13 protein-coding genes and 3 pseudogenes are annotated in these 13,282 nt (G+C 58.4%); 5 read left to right on the forward strand and 11 right to left on the reverse strand.

The features are described 5' to 3' along the window. Positions 1-83 precede the first annotated feature (83 nt). The 9 genes and pseudogenes from accB to MUN84_RS21000 all read right to left on the reverse strand — a co-directional run bounded on the left by accB (position 84) and on the right by MUN84_RS21000 (position 7,778). On the reverse strand, positions 84-575 hold the full coding sequence (gene accB / locus MUN84_RS20960; RefSeq protein ID WP_244695851.1) for an acetyl-CoA carboxylase biotin carboxyl carrier protein: 492 nt from the start codon (positions 573-575) through the stop codon (positions 84-86). A 27-nt stretch (positions 576-602) separates the two neighbouring features. Beyond that, a complete protein-coding gene (gene efp, locus MUN84_RS20965) occupies positions 603-1,166 on the reverse strand; it encodes an elongation factor P (protein ID WP_244695852.1) in 564 nt (187 codons plus the stop codon). 190 nt (positions 1,167-1,356) lie between these two features. Further along, positions 1,357-2,370 carry a beta-ketoacyl-ACP synthase III gene (locus MUN84_RS20970; protein ID WP_244695853.1) on the reverse strand — a complete coding sequence of 338 codons (1,014 nt, stop codon included), beginning with the start codon at positions 2,368-2,370 and terminating at the stop codon, positions 1,357-1,359. 65 nt (positions 2,371-2,435) lie between these two features. Then, positions 2,436-3,376, reverse strand: a pseudogene (plsX, locus tag MUN84_RS20975) (phosphate acyltransferase PlsX). 137 nt (positions 3,377-3,513) lie between these two features. After that, the gene (gene rpmF, locus MUN84_RS20980) at positions 3,514-3,738 is read right to left on the reverse strand and encodes a 50S ribosomal protein L32 (RefSeq protein ID WP_139922673.1); all 225 of its coding nucleotides are present in this window, start codon (positions 3,736-3,738) and stop codon (positions 3,514-3,516) included. A 12-nt stretch (positions 3,739-3,750) separates the two neighbouring features. Then, a complete protein-coding gene (locus tag MUN84_RS20985; RefSeq protein ID WP_244695854.1) occupies positions 3,751-4,332 on the reverse strand; it encodes a YceD family protein in 582 nt (193 codons plus the stop codon). A gap of 76 nt (positions 4,333-4,408) precedes the next feature. After that, positions 4,409-4,777, reverse strand: coding sequence for a helix-turn-helix domain-containing protein (locus MUN84_RS20990; protein ID WP_244695855.1), 369 nt, complete (start codon positions 4,775-4,777; stop codon positions 4,409-4,411). Between the two features lie 478 nt (positions 4,778-5,255). Then, positions 5,256-6,160, reverse strand: a pseudogene (gene pdxA, locus MUN84_RS20995) (4-hydroxythreonine-4-phosphate dehydrogenase PdxA); the annotation flags it as partial. A 169-nt stretch (positions 6,161-6,329) separates the two neighbouring features. After that, positions 6,330-7,778, reverse strand: a complete 1,449-nt coding sequence (locus tag MUN84_RS21000; RefSeq protein ID WP_244695857.1) for a leucyl aminopeptidase family protein — start codon at positions 7,776-7,778, stop codon at positions 6,330-6,332. A gap of 220 nt (positions 7,779-7,998) precedes the next feature. Here MUN84_RS21000 and rsmA point away from each other — a divergent pair. From rsmA to MUN84_RS24250, 5 genes and pseudogenes are all read left to right on the forward strand, one after another. Beyond that, positions 7,999-8,786, forward strand: a pseudogene (gene rsmA / locus MUN84_RS21005) (16S rRNA (adenine(1518)-N(6)/adenine(1519)-N(6))-dimethyltransferase RsmA). A 409-nt stretch (positions 8,787-9,195) separates the two neighbouring features. Beyond that, positions 9,196-9,504: a hypothetical protein gene (locus MUN84_RS21010; RefSeq protein ID WP_244695858.1), complete on the forward strand. Its 309-nt coding sequence runs from the start codon at positions 9,196-9,198 to the stop codon at positions 9,502-9,504. Positions 9,505-9,533: 29 nt separating this feature from the next. Further along, positions 9,534-10,166, forward strand: a complete 633-nt coding sequence (locus MUN84_RS21015; RefSeq protein ID WP_244695859.1) for an NAD(P)-dependent oxidoreductase — start codon at positions 9,534-9,536, stop codon at positions 10,164-10,166. A gap of 169 nt (positions 10,167-10,335) precedes the next feature. Further along, the gene (gene greA / locus MUN84_RS21020) at positions 10,336-10,809 is read left to right on the forward strand and encodes a transcription elongation factor GreA (protein WP_244695860.1); all 474 of its coding nucleotides are present in this window, start codon (positions 10,336-10,338) and stop codon (positions 10,807-10,809) included. 163 nt (positions 10,810-10,972) lie between these two features. Next, positions 10,973-11,866: a nuclease A inhibitor family protein gene (locus MUN84_RS24250; RefSeq protein ID WP_317239030.1), complete on the forward strand. Its 894-nt coding sequence runs from the start codon at positions 10,973-10,975 to the stop codon at positions 11,864-11,866. A 110-nt stretch (positions 11,867-11,976) separates the two neighbouring features. Here the strand turns inward: MUN84_RS24250 and MUN84_RS21035 are convergent, their stop codons facing one another. Continuing rightward, positions 11,977-12,420 carry an MFS transporter gene (locus MUN84_RS21035; protein ID WP_410780060.1) on the reverse strand — a complete coding sequence of 148 codons (444 nt, stop codon included), beginning with the start codon at positions 12,418-12,420 and terminating at the stop codon, positions 11,977-11,979. Further along, positions 12,372-13,139 (reverse strand): MFS transporter, encoded by a 768-nt coding sequence (locus MUN84_RS21040; RefSeq protein WP_244695862.1) that lies wholly within the window; start codon positions 13,137-13,139, stop codon positions 12,372-12,374. Before MUN84_RS21040 ends, MUN84_RS21035 begins: the two co-directional genes overlap by 49 nt. Positions 13,140-13,282 lie beyond the last annotated feature (143 nt).

Consider the following 13,282-nt stretch of genomic DNA (forward strand, 5'->3'; position numbering starts at 1 on the left):
AGAATTAAAAATTGGAACCGCGCGGCAGCTAGTAACCTTAGCGCGGTCCATTCTTAATTTTTAATTCTCAATTTTTAATTGCTCTACATCGGCTCAATTAGGAACAAGGGCTGGTCGTACTCCACGGGCGACGCATTTTCCACCAGCGCCTTCACCACGCGGCCCGACTGTTCAGCCTCAATTTCGTTGAAGAGCTTCATGGCTTCGATGATGCAAATCACCTGGCCTTTCTCCACCAAGTCGCCTACCTGCACAAAAGCGGGCGAATCGGGGCTGCTGCTGCGGTAGAACGTGCCAATCATCGGTGACTTCAGGGGCGAGTAGTTACCACCGGCTGCTTCAGCGGGCGCTGCCGGGGTAGGCGCGGCGGCAGGAGCAGGGGCCGCGGGGGCGGCGGCAGGAGCTGGTGCGGCTACGGGAGCCGGGGCCGGCGCGGCGGCTACGCTACCGCTTACCACTTTCGTGTTAGGCTCGCGCTGCACCGAGATTTTAAACTCCTCGGTTTCGATGTTGACTTTGTTCAGACCCGACTTGGCAATGAAGTCGATGAGCTCTTGTAGTTCTTTGGCTTTCATGGGGCGGCGGTGGGCTTGTTGGGCTGCTTACTTGACTCTTTCGACATAGGAGTAGTCGCTGGTCTTGATGCGAATTTTGGTGTCGGTATCAATGAAAAGCGGCACCTGAATCCGAGCCCCCGTCTCCACGATGGCGGGCTTGAGGGTGTTGGTGGCCGTGTCGCCCTTGAGGCCGGGCTCGGTGTAGGTTACTACTAGCTCTACCGTCGTTGGTAGTTCGGCCGTGAGAGGCTGCTCGGTTTCGGCGTGGAACAGGATAGTAACCACCTGGCCTTCCTTCATGATGTCGGCGAAAGGCACCATGGCCTCGGGCAGCACTACCTGCTCGAACGACTCATTATCCATGAAAGTAAAGCCGTAATCGTCCTTGTACAGGTACTGATGGGGACGCTGCTCCACGCGGGCAGTTTCCACTTTCACCCCGGCGTTGAAGGTATTGTCAATTACGCGGCCGGTTTTGATGTTGCGGAGCTTGGTACGCACGAAAGCCGGGCCTTTGCCAGGTTTTACGTGCTGGAATTCGGTGATGACGTGCAACTCGCCGTTGTAGTTCAGAACGAGCCCGTTGCGAAAGTCTGCGGTCGTGGCCATGGTGGGAGGAAAGAATTAGAGAGGGAAAATAAGGTGAAGAGCGGCCGGAAACGGCCGGTTCCGGCCCGAATCTTCAACTGTCAGAAAGTGAGTTACTCGGGTGGAAACGCAACGTGCCGCCCCGGAAAGATGGCGGGACGGCACGTCGGGAGTGCAAGTATAGAAGTTTTTCCGCTTGCGGGCCGCCAATTTAGGCTGCCGTAGGATCGGGCTTGGGGTCGTAGGCCCATTTCAGGTACAAAGACCCCCAGGTAAAGCCCCCACCGAACGCGGCAATAATCAGGTTATCGCCCTTGCGCAACTGCGACTCGTAGTCGGCCAAACACAGAGGAATGGTGCCGTTGGTCGTGTTGCCGTACCGGTGAATGTTGAGCATTACTTTCTCGGGGCCAATGCCCACGCGGTTGGCCGTGGCATCAATGATGCGCTTATTAGCCTGGTGGGGCACCAGCCAGTCAATGGTATCAGGATTCAGGCCGTTGCGGTCCGCTACCTGGGCGGCTACATCGGCCATGTTCTTCACGGCGAACTTGAACACCGCGGCGCCTTCCTGGTGCACAAAATGCTCCCGGTTGGCTACCGTCTCGGCGGATGGGGGGCGCCGGGAGCCACCGGCTTTTTGGTGCAGGTACTGCTCGCCGCTACCATCCGAGTGCAGCTCCTGATCTAGCAGGCCCAGGCCTTCGGTGTTGGGTTCCAGCAAAACGGCCCCAGCCCCGTCGCCGAAAATGATGCAGGTAGCGCGGTCCGTGTAATCGATAATGCTCGACATCTTATCGGCGCCTACCACAATTACCTTTTTGTAGGTACCGGTAGCAATAAACTGGGAGCCCGTGGCCAGGGCGTACATAAAGCCCGAGCAGGCTGCCTGCATATCAAAGCTAAATGCCTTGGTAGCACCTACAGCCGCCGAAATAATGTTGGCCGTAGCCGGAAATACCAAGTCCGGGGTAGTGGTAGCGCAGATGATAAGGTCGATGTCCGCAGCCTTGTTGCCCGTTTTGGCTAGTAGCTGCTGCACGGCCTTTACGCCCATCACGGAAGTGCCCTGGTCTTCCCCCTTCAGAATATGGCGCTCCTTAATCCCGGTTCGGCTCATAATCCACTCGTCGGTCGTGTCGACCATGGTTTCGAGCTCTTGGTTTGTAAGCACGTAGTCGGGCACGTAGGAGCCGACTCCGGTAATGGCAGCGGTAATCTTCATTAGGGAGAAAACGGAAAACGCGGCAAAGGAAAAGTCCGGCTCGGCGGCCGGACTTACAGTCGCTTTTAAGACTTGAAGGTGTTTTTTATCTGGTCAGCAATGCCTGAGCTGGCCATTTGGTAGCCTTGCAGCAGCATGTTGCAAATAGCTAGGGGCGTGCTTACCCCGTGGCCAATAATGGCGTTATCGTTGATGCCCAGAATGGGGGAGCCCCCTACCGCTTCGTAATTGAAGTGGTCGAGGAAAGGGTCGTGAATGCCTTTATCGGCAATGATGTCGTACACGGATTCCGCCATCTTCAGCACCACGTTCCCCGTAAAACCGTCGCAGACGATGACGTCGGCCTTGTCATTGAATAGGTCGCGCCCTTCGATGTTGCCAACAAAGTGGATGTGGGGATTCACCTTCAGCAGCTGGTGAGCAGCTTGGGTAATGGCAGTGCCTTTGCCTTCCTCTTCCCCAAGTTCATCAGCCCAACTTTCGGCTTGTTAATGCCTAGCACATACTGCGCGTACAGGGAGCCAAGCTCGCCAAACTGCTCCAGCATTTCGGGCTTACACTCGGCATTGGCCCCTACATCGAGCATGATGCCCATGCCGCCGTGTAGCTTCGGGACAAAGTTGGCAATGGCGGGTCGCATCACGCCCGGTACGGCTTTCACGCTGAACATAGCGCCTACCAGCATGGCCCCCGTGTTACCAGCCGAGCAAAAAGCCTCGACTTCACCCGTTGCCAGCAAGCGGTAGCCTACGGCAATGCTGGAGTCCTGCTTCTGCTGGTAAGCTTTGGCCGGGTGCTCGCCCATGTCAATAATTTGGGAAGCAGGCACTACTAGCAGGTCGGCAGCATCGGGGCCGTGCTGCGCCAGCAAGGGGCGCACGGCATCTTCCTGGCCAATGAGCACTATCTGGGCCTTGCCCGCCAGCTGTTTGGCGGCCAGTATGGCCCCATCGACGGCGGCCTGAGGAGCAAAATCGCCCCCCATTGCGTCCAGGGCTATCTTCATGAACGGGAAATCAAAGAGGTCCGGGAGAGAATCCTTGGGAAGGGCCGAATCCCCGACCCCAGCTTTCCTGAGGAAGCTAAAGGCCGGGAATGGTATATTAGGCCCCACCGCAAGGCGGGTAAGCTGCTAACGCGCGACTATTCTTCGTCGTTGTCGGTAGCGGCCGGAGCGGCTACGGGAGCGTAGTCTTTGATAGCTACTTTACCGTTCAGGTACAGGTCACCGTCTACTACGTAGGCTTTGTGACGCAGGTGCAACTCGCCGGTAGTGGAGCAAACCGAAACGGCTTTAGGAGTCAGTTTGTAGTGGCTACGACGCTTGTCGCGGGTAGCGGAGGAGGTCCGGCGCTTAGGATGTGCCATTTCTGAAAAAAATTAAGAATGAAGAATTGAGAGTGAGGAATTAGGCGAAAGACGGGGCCTAATTAAGATTACGCAGCGCATTCCAGCGCGGGTCGATGCCGTCGTTGTCATCATCTTCCTTGTCGCCTTCGGGCGGGTAGTGAAAATGAGTTTGGCGTCGGCTTCGGGGTTTTCATCGGGCTCATTCTGGAAGCGCGGGTGCAGCTTCTTCATGGGCAGGGCCAAGCCAATGTAGTCGAAGAGGTGTTGAGCCAGGGGCAGGGTCTGCGTATCGGGCGTGATTTGCAGCACGTTGTCGTCCAGTTCCTGATTCTGGTCGCCGAAGCGAACCAGCAACTGCTCGTGCGCTTCCACCTCCTGGTCGTACTCGTCCAGGCTCCGGTCGCAGATTTGACGCACGGTGCCGTGCAGGTCAAAATCCACGGTAATGAGCCGCTCCGTTTTGGTCAGCGTCACATCAGCGTGCACCTGACCTTCGGGAATGAGTTGCTGATCAAACTGCTCAAAAAAAGCCTTGTCCAGCTCGAACGCAAAGTGATGCGTTTTATCGGCTAGCTTGGCAATATTGATGTCGTATTGGGCGTCCTTTTTCACGGCTAGTTTGTAGCAGGGGGCAAAAGTAGAAAGTTTTCCCCGGTTTGTAAAAGCAGTTGCGGGGTAGGGCAGTGGGCTAGGCGTTCTTGAGGATAAAATCCGGCGGAATATCCAGCCGCTCATACAAGCGTTTCGCCAAGTCGAGCGTCACGCGGCGTTTGCCGTTCAGTATCTGCGAAAGACGTCCCGCTGGTACTTCCAGCAACTGCGCTAGCTCTTTCTGCTTAAGGCGCATCTGTTGGCGCTTCAGTTCTATCATCTCCGCCAGGGAGGTAGGCAGGTTGGGAATAGGCAGCAGCCCGAGCTTGCCTTCGTAGGTATCCAGGGCCGCAATCAACTCCCGAAACTCTGCCTCCAACGCGGCATTTCCCTCCACGCCTGCCGCTACCAGCGCGTCGAGGCGGCGCAGGGCAGTACGGTAGTCGGTGGGAGTGTGCAGCGTCATGAAACGGGGTAAAAGCAGAACGGAACCGAAGTGGCTCCGCTGATTACAGTTGCAAACTTACAGCGTAATTTTAAAAACACAAAGTAAATTTCGATTTTGAAAAGAATGTTTCACTATAGACCTTGTGCTTGTTTACTATGCTTTATGTTTAAAATTCTGATAGGCAAGTGTTTAATTGTTAAAAAAGACCATTTTCGCCAACTGGCACAACTAAAAGGTAGCTACCGAAATGCCGTTATGTAAAGCGTTCTGTGCTTAAGCTATTAGGGAAAAAAGCGGCCATCGTTTCCAGCAGGAACGATGGCCGCTCTTCTTATAAAGAACCTAAAGGTTACTCGTGGCGGCCGCCGCGCGGGGCCGGGCCCGGTACCAAGGGTACAATATCGGCTAGGGCTTTGCGCTGCCGCACTAAGTCGCAGGCCATGTAGAGCGCTTCGCGGAAGGAGGTTTCGTCGGCTTTGTACTGGCCGGCTAGCCCGTAGGCGGTGCCGTGGTCGGGGAGGTTCGGATGACAGGCAGCCCGGCCGTGAAGTTGACGCCCCGCTCGAAGGCAATGGTTTTAAAAGGAATCAACCCTTGGTCGTGGTACAAGGACAGGGTGGCATCAAACTGCCGGAACTGCGCCGTGCCGAAGTAGCCATCGGCGGGAAAGGGGCCGTACACTAGGTGGCCTTCGTTCTGAAACTGCCGCAGTACGGGCGTCACAACGTCGGCCTCTTCGGAGCCGAGCAGGCCGTTTTCGCCCGCGTGGGGGTTCAGTCCTAGCACGGCCACGCGCGGCTTCTCAATGCCGAAATCCTGCTTAAGCGAATGGAGCAAGATGCGCAGCTTGGTGGTGAGCAGCTGCTGGGTAACGCGGCCCGGTACGTCTTTGAGCGGAATGTGACCCGTAACGGTAGCCACGCGCAGGTCTTCGCTAGCGAGCAGCATCAGGCTTTCTTTGGCGCCGAAAAAAGACGTCAGAAACTCGGTGTGGCCGGGGTAGCGGAAATCATCCGACTGGGTATTTTCCTTGCTGATGGGGGCGGTTACCAGGGCATCGAGCAGACCAGCCTTCAGGTCGTGGGCGGCGGCCAGCAGGCTTTGCCGGGCAGCGGTGCCACTGGCCGTGCTCGGTTGGCCGGGCGTGAGGGTGAAGTCTTCATCCCAGCACGTAACGGCGTTGTGCTTGCCCGGGGCAATATCGGCCGCTTCCCGCACCTGTCGGAAGGTAAGCGGCTCGTGGGTAGCGTCGGCGGGAAAGTCGTCGAAGAGCACCGTGGCCGTGCCGTACACAACAGGCGTGCAATACTTGAGCAAGCGCTGATCAAGGAAGGTTTTATAAATGATTTCCGGTCCAATGCCGGCTAGGTCGCCGACGGAAATGCCAATGCGTGGAAGCATTTGTGGGGGTAATGAAGTGATGAAGGCGGTAGAGGAAAGTTGTTAGTTCAGCCGGTCACACCGGGCGGCGCGAGAAATCGTGCGCGCTGCTTACTGCATAGCAAGCAACAACAGCATGTAGTAAGGTTTCTCGCGCCGCCCAAAACGGCGTGCTATTACTAACGTGGTATTACGCCCGGTTTTTCAGAAACTCGTAGGTGAGGCGCACGGCTGCGCCCGTACCGCCTTTGCCCCGGTAAGAATCGGGGGCGGTTAGGAAGGCGGGGCCGGCAATATCGAAGTGAACCCAGGGGTAGCCTTCGGTGAATCGCTCCAGAAACTTGCCCGCCGAAATGGCCCCGGCTTCGGCTTTGCCCAAGTTGCTGATGTCGGCAATGCTACTCTTGATGTGGTCGGCGTACTCGTCCCAGAGGGGAAACTCTACCAGGCGCTCGTGGGTAGCGTGGCCGGCCTGCTTGAGGGCGCTCATGGTTTGCTCCGCGGCCGTGCCCATGTACACAATGCCCTCCACGCCAATGGCCCGCACGGCCGAGCCGGTTAGGGTAGCATAATCGAGTACCAGTTCGGGGTCGTACTTTTTGGCAAAAGCCAGGGCGTCAGCTAGAATCAGGCGGCCTTCGGCGTCGGTATTCAGGACTTCCACGCTCAGGCCGCTGTACATCGTGATGACGTCGCCGGGAGCCAGGGCCGGACCGCCGGGGCGGTTGTCGGTGGCCGGCACCAGCCCGATAACGTGCAGGGGGACCTGGTTTTTGGCCAGGGCCGCCAGCACGCCGACTACTACCGCCGAGCCGGCCATGTCGCACTTCATCAAATCCATGCTGTTGGGTGTGGGCTTGAGGCTAAGGCCGCCAGTATCAAATACTACCCCCTTGCCCACCAGTACAATGGGCTTGGCGTTGGTAGCGCCTTCCGGTTTGTACTCCATAATAGTGAAGGTAGGCGGCTCGGGGCTACCCTGATTGACGGCCAGCAAGCCGCCCATGCGCAGGGCCTCAATCCGAACCAAGTCCAGTACTTCCACGTGGAAACCCGCCTCGTCGCCGACCTGCTCAAAGCGCTGGGCCAGCTGGGTAGCGTTGAGGTGGCTGTAGGGCATGTTGACCAAGTCGCGGGCCAGGTACACGCCTTGCAGCACGTAGTCCAGTTCCTGTACCTTCTCGGCTGTTAACTCAGCGCTGACTAGGGTTAGCAGTTGCAGGTCAGGGGCTTTCTTGGACTTTTCGTCGGTTTTGTACCCCTCGAACTGGTAGGCTGTCAGGGCAAGGCCCTCGGCCAGGGGGAGGGCGCCGGAACCTGTCAGATCGTGAATGAACAACTCGGGTACCTTGTCCGTCTTTAGGCGGGCGTGGAGCTGGTGGCCGGCTTTGCGCAGCGCTTCGGCGGTAAGGTCCGCGGTTTTTTTCTGCTCGACCACCACATAATAGTGTCGGTGGGTGTACTGGTTGATACCAAATAGCTTTTCCCCAGCGGCTAGCTGAGCGGCCACGTACTGGCGGGCTGGCTCGGGTAAGTCGGCGGCGGCACTGATGGGTAGCTCGGTAGTGCCGGCGGGCAGGATAAATACGGTATCCGCAAAGGAAGGGAAATCGGCGGCGTAGGCGAGGGATAGGGGCATGAGACGAAGTCTGTAAGGCCAGCTACTACCCCTGCTCCGGGCTCCGGGCGCGGAGAAACGGCAGTTGCCGGCGTATCTTTGGGCGTGAAGGTAGCCGATTTGTTCATGAGGAATAAGGAAGTAGCCGTGAGCAGGCCTCACTGCCTTAGATTTTCCTTGTTGCTGTGTGTACTACCGTTCCGGCTTCCTGCTCCTTCTTTCCTCCTCATTTCCCTTTGCCGTGGATTCCGTTAAGGCCAAAAAACACCTCGGGCAGCACTTCCTGACTGACCCCAACATTGCCCGCAATATTGTGGAGGCCTTGCGCCTGCCTGATGGGGTAGCGGAGGTGCTGGAAATCGGCCCCGGCATGGGCGTGCTTACCCAAACCCTGCTGCAACACCCCGAGTACCGCACCTCGGTGGTAGAAATTGACCGGGAGTCGGTGGCTTACCTGGGGCAACATTTCCCGGCGCTGGAGGGGCGGATTTACTCCCAGGACTTTCTGAAGATGGATTTGGGCAAGCTGTACCCCGGCCAGCCAATCAGCATCATCGGCAACTTTCCCTACAACATCAGTTCCCAGATTTACTTTCAGGTGCTGGCTCACCGCCAGCAGGTGCGCGAGTGCGTAGGCATGATTCAGAAGGAAGTAGCCGACCGCCTCGCTGAGGGGCCGGGTACCAAAACCTACGGCATCCTGAGCGTGTTGCTCCAGGCTTTTTATACTATTGATTACCTGTTCACGGTGCCCCGCACGTGTTCAGTCCCCCGCCCAAGGTGCAGTCGGCCGTAATTCGGCTCACGCGCAACCAAACCCAGCAGCTGGCCTGCGACGAGAAGTTGTTTTTTCAGGTGGTAAAGCAGGCCTTCCAGACACGCCGCAAAACCTTGCGCAACGCCCTTAAGCCCTTCGGTATGCCCGCAGAAGCCACCACCGACCCCATCTTCGACAAGCGCGCTGAGCAGCTGAGCGTGCAGGATTTTGTGGGCCTCACGCAGCAGGTAGAGCAGCACAAGCTGTCCTGAAAATGAGGAAGAAGACGGCCGTGGTTTTTTTGCTAACCACTACTTTACTGTTGGGTGTTTTCTTCTGGGCGCTGGGGCAAGATGCAGATGCGGGCTCCTGGGAGCCGCTGGCAGAAGCCCCGAATTTCTATGTCAGAACCGACTACGAGGGCCGCACTACTCTCGGCTACAGTACCCACTGGTGGCAACGGGTAGAGCCGCTGGCTGGTGGTTTTTACAATTTCCGACGGATAAACCGGCAGGTAGTTGGTTATGATGCCGAAAGTGGCTCTCGCGTAACCGTAACAGCAGCGGCCCAGAGCACCAAAAAAGCCTATGCTTCTGTGACTTACACTGAAGATACTACGCGTGCTATACATCCAGCTGCGGAAGAGCATCAGTTTTAATCCTCAGTTTTTCACTACTCAGAATGTCCCTCTGCCTCGTCATCGACGAAATGCACCCGAACCTGCCGGACTTGCTGCAGGATATGGGTATTGAGTTGCATTACCGCCCCGATCTAAAGGCTGCCGAAGTGCCCGCAGCTCTGGCGGCTCACCCCTACAACGGCCTGATGGTGCGCTCCAAAGTGCGCGTTACGCGGGAGCTGCTAGCCCAGGGGCCACACCTGCGCTACGTATGCCGGGCTGGGGCCGGGGTTGATAACATTGATGAGGAGGCCCTGGCCGCGGCCGGCGTAACCCTGCTCAATGCCCCGAAGGCAACCGCGACGCGGTAGGAGAGTACGCCGTAGGGCTGCTGCTGGCCTTGTTCCGCAACATTGCGCGCGCCGACCGGGAAGTGCGGGCCGGAGAGTGGCGCCGCGAGGCCAACCGGGGTGAGGAAATAGGGGGCAAAACCATCGGGTTGCTGGGCTACGGCCACATGGGCAAGGCCTTTGCCCGGCGCCTGCAGGCCTTCGACTGCACCGTGCTGGCTTACGACCACGACCCCCGCGTAGAAGCCAACCACCACGCTACCCTCGTGAGCCTGCCGGAACTGCAGGCCCGAGCCGAAGTGCTGAGCGTGCACATCCCATACTCGCCGGCCAACCACCACTTCGTGAATGAGGAGTTTCTGGCCGGCTTCCGTCAGCCGTTGTGGCTGCTGAACACGGCCCGGGGCGAAGTGCTTGACCATGCGGCCTTGGTGCAGCGCCTGCAAACCGGGCAGCTGCGCGGCGCCGCCCTGGACGTGTTGGAAAACGAAAAGCTGGCTACTCTCAGCCCCGAGCAGCAGGCCTGGTTTGCGTACTTGGCGGCGGCCCCGAACGTGGTGCTTTCCCCGCACGTAGGCGGCTGGAGCTTCCAGAGCTACGAGCGCATTAACACGGTGCTGGTTCGCAAGCTGCGCGAGTTTCTAGCGGGAAAGTTACCGGCGGCGAGCGGGGTAGCGGAGTAGAAGGGCAACGGCTGGCAGCGACTGCTTGCCGTGGTTTGGAATACCGCTTGCGCGGGACCTGCTCGCCGGTTTTTCCCCAACGTTTCGTATATTTGCCTAAACCTGTTCGGGGAGAACGGCCAGCCACGCTGGCCGTTCTCCTTGTTTTTTGAGCTTACATCACCCCACCATGGCTACCATCAACTATTACACTCCGGAAGGTCTTCAGAAGCTGAAGGATGAGCTGCAGGACCTCAAAATCCGCGGTCGGGCCAAAGCCGCCGATGACCTGCGCGAGGCTCGCGACAAAGGCGACCTGAGCGAAAACGCGGAGTACGACGCGGCCAAGGAAGCGCAGGGCTTGCTCGAACTCAAAATCTCCAAGCTGGAGGAAATTGTCGGCAATGCGCGGCTGCTGGATGAGAGCAACCTGGATACTTCCAAGGTGCTTATCATGAGCAAAGTGAAATTGAAGAACCTGAAAAACAACATGGTTCTGGACTATACCTTGGTAGCGGAAGAGGAAGCTAACCTGGCCGCCGGCAAAATCTCCGTAAAGTCGCCCATTGGCAAAGGCCTGCTGGGTAAGTCGGCCGGCGACACGGCTGAAATCACGGTACCCGCGGGTAAGCTCCAGTTTGAAATTCTGGAAATCAGCCGCTAACGGTGACCTTGTGAAATGGTGAGTTCGTGATTTTCATGAACTCAACAAAAGGGCGAAGCCAGTCGGCTTCGCCCTTTTGCGTTTTGCCGCGTACTTTGAGGCGCCACGCGGCACTGCCGTGGTTTCCACAACTTCGCAACTTCACCACTCACTACCTTCCTCTATGCCTTCTATTTTCTCCCGTATCGTGTCGGGCGAGCTGCCCGCCTACAAAGTTGCCGAGGACGACCAGCACCTGGCGTTTCTGGACATCACCCCACTGGTGGAAGGCCACACGCTGGTAATACCGAAAAAGGAAGTCGACTACATTTTTGATTTGCCACCCGCCGAACTGGCGGCCCTGCACCAGTTTGCCCAGCGCGTGGCCAAAGGCGTGAAAGCGGCCGTGCCCTGCAAGCGGATTGGAGTGGCGGTAATTGGGCTGGAAGTGCCCCACGCCCACATTCATCTGATTCCGATGAAGCAGGTGGCGGACATGAACTTTGCCAACCCCAAGATAAAGGTAGCCGATGCGCGCATGCAGGAGCTGGCCGCCGCCATTGCCGCCCAAGTGCCCGGCAGCGGTGCAAATAGCTCCACCGCTACGGCCACCCTCACCAGCCAAGCCCGCCACGCAACCACCGAAGCCAACGAAGCCAACGATGCCGCTGCTCCTGCTGCTACCTCCGATGCTACCCTGCACCAGCTCCAGCAGCTAACCCAAGGCCTCGAATACATGAGCGAATCGGAGGCGCCTCTGGAGGCCGTGAGCTACCCCGCGCCGGCCGGTGCCCTAACGGATGCGGCCTTGGCTACGCTGGCCGGTGTGCCCGCTGCTACCCAAGTGGAAAAGCAGGAGTTAACCTACTTCCTGCGCAACCACACCGCCGACAACGGCGTGCTAGGTAACCCTGAGCTGGCCAACCGCTTTAAAGCCCTGCAGATGTACTTGAAGCAGGAACTGAACAACGTGCAGGTTTACCGTTTTGGCAGCGGTCCGCAGGTGCCGGTGCTGGTGCTGGGCGAGGCCGACGGCGGTAAGCTGGCGGGCTTTAAAACCGTACTGACAGAAACCTAATCGAGCGTAAAAGGCTGGTGCCTCCCTAGTATGGCACGCTGCACAAGATTAGCGGCCAGCCTGGTAAGGGCTGGCCGCTGGTGTTTTACCCTCGAAGCCTGCACCAAGCATTAGTCGACGGCCGAGCGGCGGGCCAGGGCCGCTACTGCTACGCCCATCAGGGCAATCAAGGCAAAGGATACCCGCAAGTCGGTGACGCCGGCTACTAATCCAATAACGGGTGGGCCGAGCAGGAAGCCAGCAAACCCAACCGTAGAAACCGCCGCCAGCGCTACGCCCGGCGACATAGTAGTAGAACGGCCCGCTGCCCCGTACACCAGCGGCACCACCGACGATACGCCCAGCCCTACCAGCATAAAGCCCAGCGTAGCAGGAATAACGCCGGGGAAAGCCACGGCAATGAGCAGGCCAGTGGCTTCCAGCAAACCACTCAGCACCAGCGTGCGCCGGCGGCCGAAGCGGTCCGCAAACCAGTCGGCTACGAAGCGGCCTGCCGCCATAGTGCTCATGAAGGCGGCAAACCCCACGCCCACCAAGTCTTTATCCGCCTGCACAACCTTGCGGAAGTACACCCCACTCCAATCGAACATGGTTCCTTCGCAGAGCAAGGAGCAGAAAGCCAACACGCCCAGCAGCAGCAACGATTTATCGGGAAGTACAAATATTGGGGCGTCCGCTTCCCGGGCGCGTCGGCGGGCAGCAGGTAGGGGCGGGTCAGAAATACACTACCGATTACCACAGCCGCCACGAGCAGAAAATGGGGGAGGGGTGCAATGGTGTTGCTAATCATGAAGGTGCCCAGCGCCGCGCCGGCGAAGCCTGCCAGGCTCCACAAGCCGTGGAAAGAAGCCATGATGGACTTGCCGTAGAGGGCCTCCACGCCCACGGCCTGGGTATTGATGCTGATGTTGGCCATGTTGCTAGCCAGCCCGAACAAGACCAGCGCCCCCATGAGTTGCGGGGTGGTAGTAGCCAGTCCCAGCAGAGGCAAAAACGCCGCGTACAGAAACAGGCCCAGCACCGTAAGTAGGCGGCTACCGAAGCGAGCCACCAGCCAGCCCGACAGCGGCAGCGAGGCCATAGACCCCACCGGTACGGCCAGCAGGACGCCTCCCAGCTCGGTATCGGAAAGGCCTAGCTGCTGCTGCACGGTAGGAATGCGCGCCGCCCACGTAGAAAAGCACAGCCCCTGCAGCAGAAACGCGGCGCTTACGGCCAGGCGGTGCGTGCGGCGGGGTCGGAGCAGGGGTGATGTAAGGGGTTGAGCAAGCATAGAAAAGGAGGCCGCTGGTAAGTCAAAAAAACACCCATTACGCCCCGGCAAAGGCATAATGGGTGGGAATGCACCAAGAAAAGTGAATAGGCGCGGTGGGAAGCGTCGCCGTAAAGATCAGCACAATTGCGGAAACCCTCTTG

The organism is Hymenobacter sp. 5516J-16, from assembly GCF_022919335.1.
Classification (GTDB): domain Bacteria; phylum Bacteroidota; class Bacteroidia; order Cytophagales; family Hymenobacteraceae; genus Hymenobacter; species Hymenobacter sublimis.

Bases quoted from the DNA above. Each gene is read 5' to 3' on its own strand.
- accB (WP_244695851.1), bottom strand. From the start codon at position 575: ATGAAAGCCAAAGAACTACAAGAGCTCATCGACTTCATTGCCAAGTCG.
- efp (WP_244695852.1), bottom strand. From the start codon at position 1,166: ATGGCCACGACCGCAGACTTTCGCAACGGGCTCGTTCTGAACTACAAC.
- MUN84_RS20970 (WP_244695853.1), bottom strand. From the start codon at position 2,370: ATGAAGATTACCGCTGCCATTACCGGAGTCGGCTCCTACGTGCCCGAC.
- rpmF (WP_139922673.1), bottom strand. From the start codon at position 3,738: ATGGCACATCCTAAGCGCCGGACCTCCTCCGCTACCCGCGACAAGCGT.
- MUN84_RS20990 (WP_244695855.1), bottom strand. From the start codon at position 4,777: ATGACGCTGCACACTCCCACCGACTACCGTACTGCCCTGCGCCGCCTC.
- MUN84_RS21000 (WP_244695857.1), bottom strand. From the start codon at position 7,778: ATGCCCCTATCCCTCGCCTACGCCGCCGATTTCCCTTCCTTTGCGGAT.
- MUN84_RS21010 (WP_244695858.1), top strand. From the start codon at position 9,196: ATGTCCCTCTGCCTCGTCATCGACGAAATGCACCCGAACCTGCCGGAC.
- greA (WP_244695860.1), top strand. From the start codon at position 10,336: ATGGCTACCATCAACTATTACACTCCGGAAGGTCTTCAGAAGCTGAAG.
- MUN84_RS24250 (WP_317239030.1), top strand. From the start codon at position 10,973: ATGCCTTCTATTTTCTCCCGTATCGTGTCGGGCGAGCTGCCCGCCTAC.
- MUN84_RS21040 (WP_244695862.1), bottom strand. From the start codon at position 13,139: ATGCTTGCTCAACCCCTTACATCACCCCTGCTCCGACCCCGCCGCACG.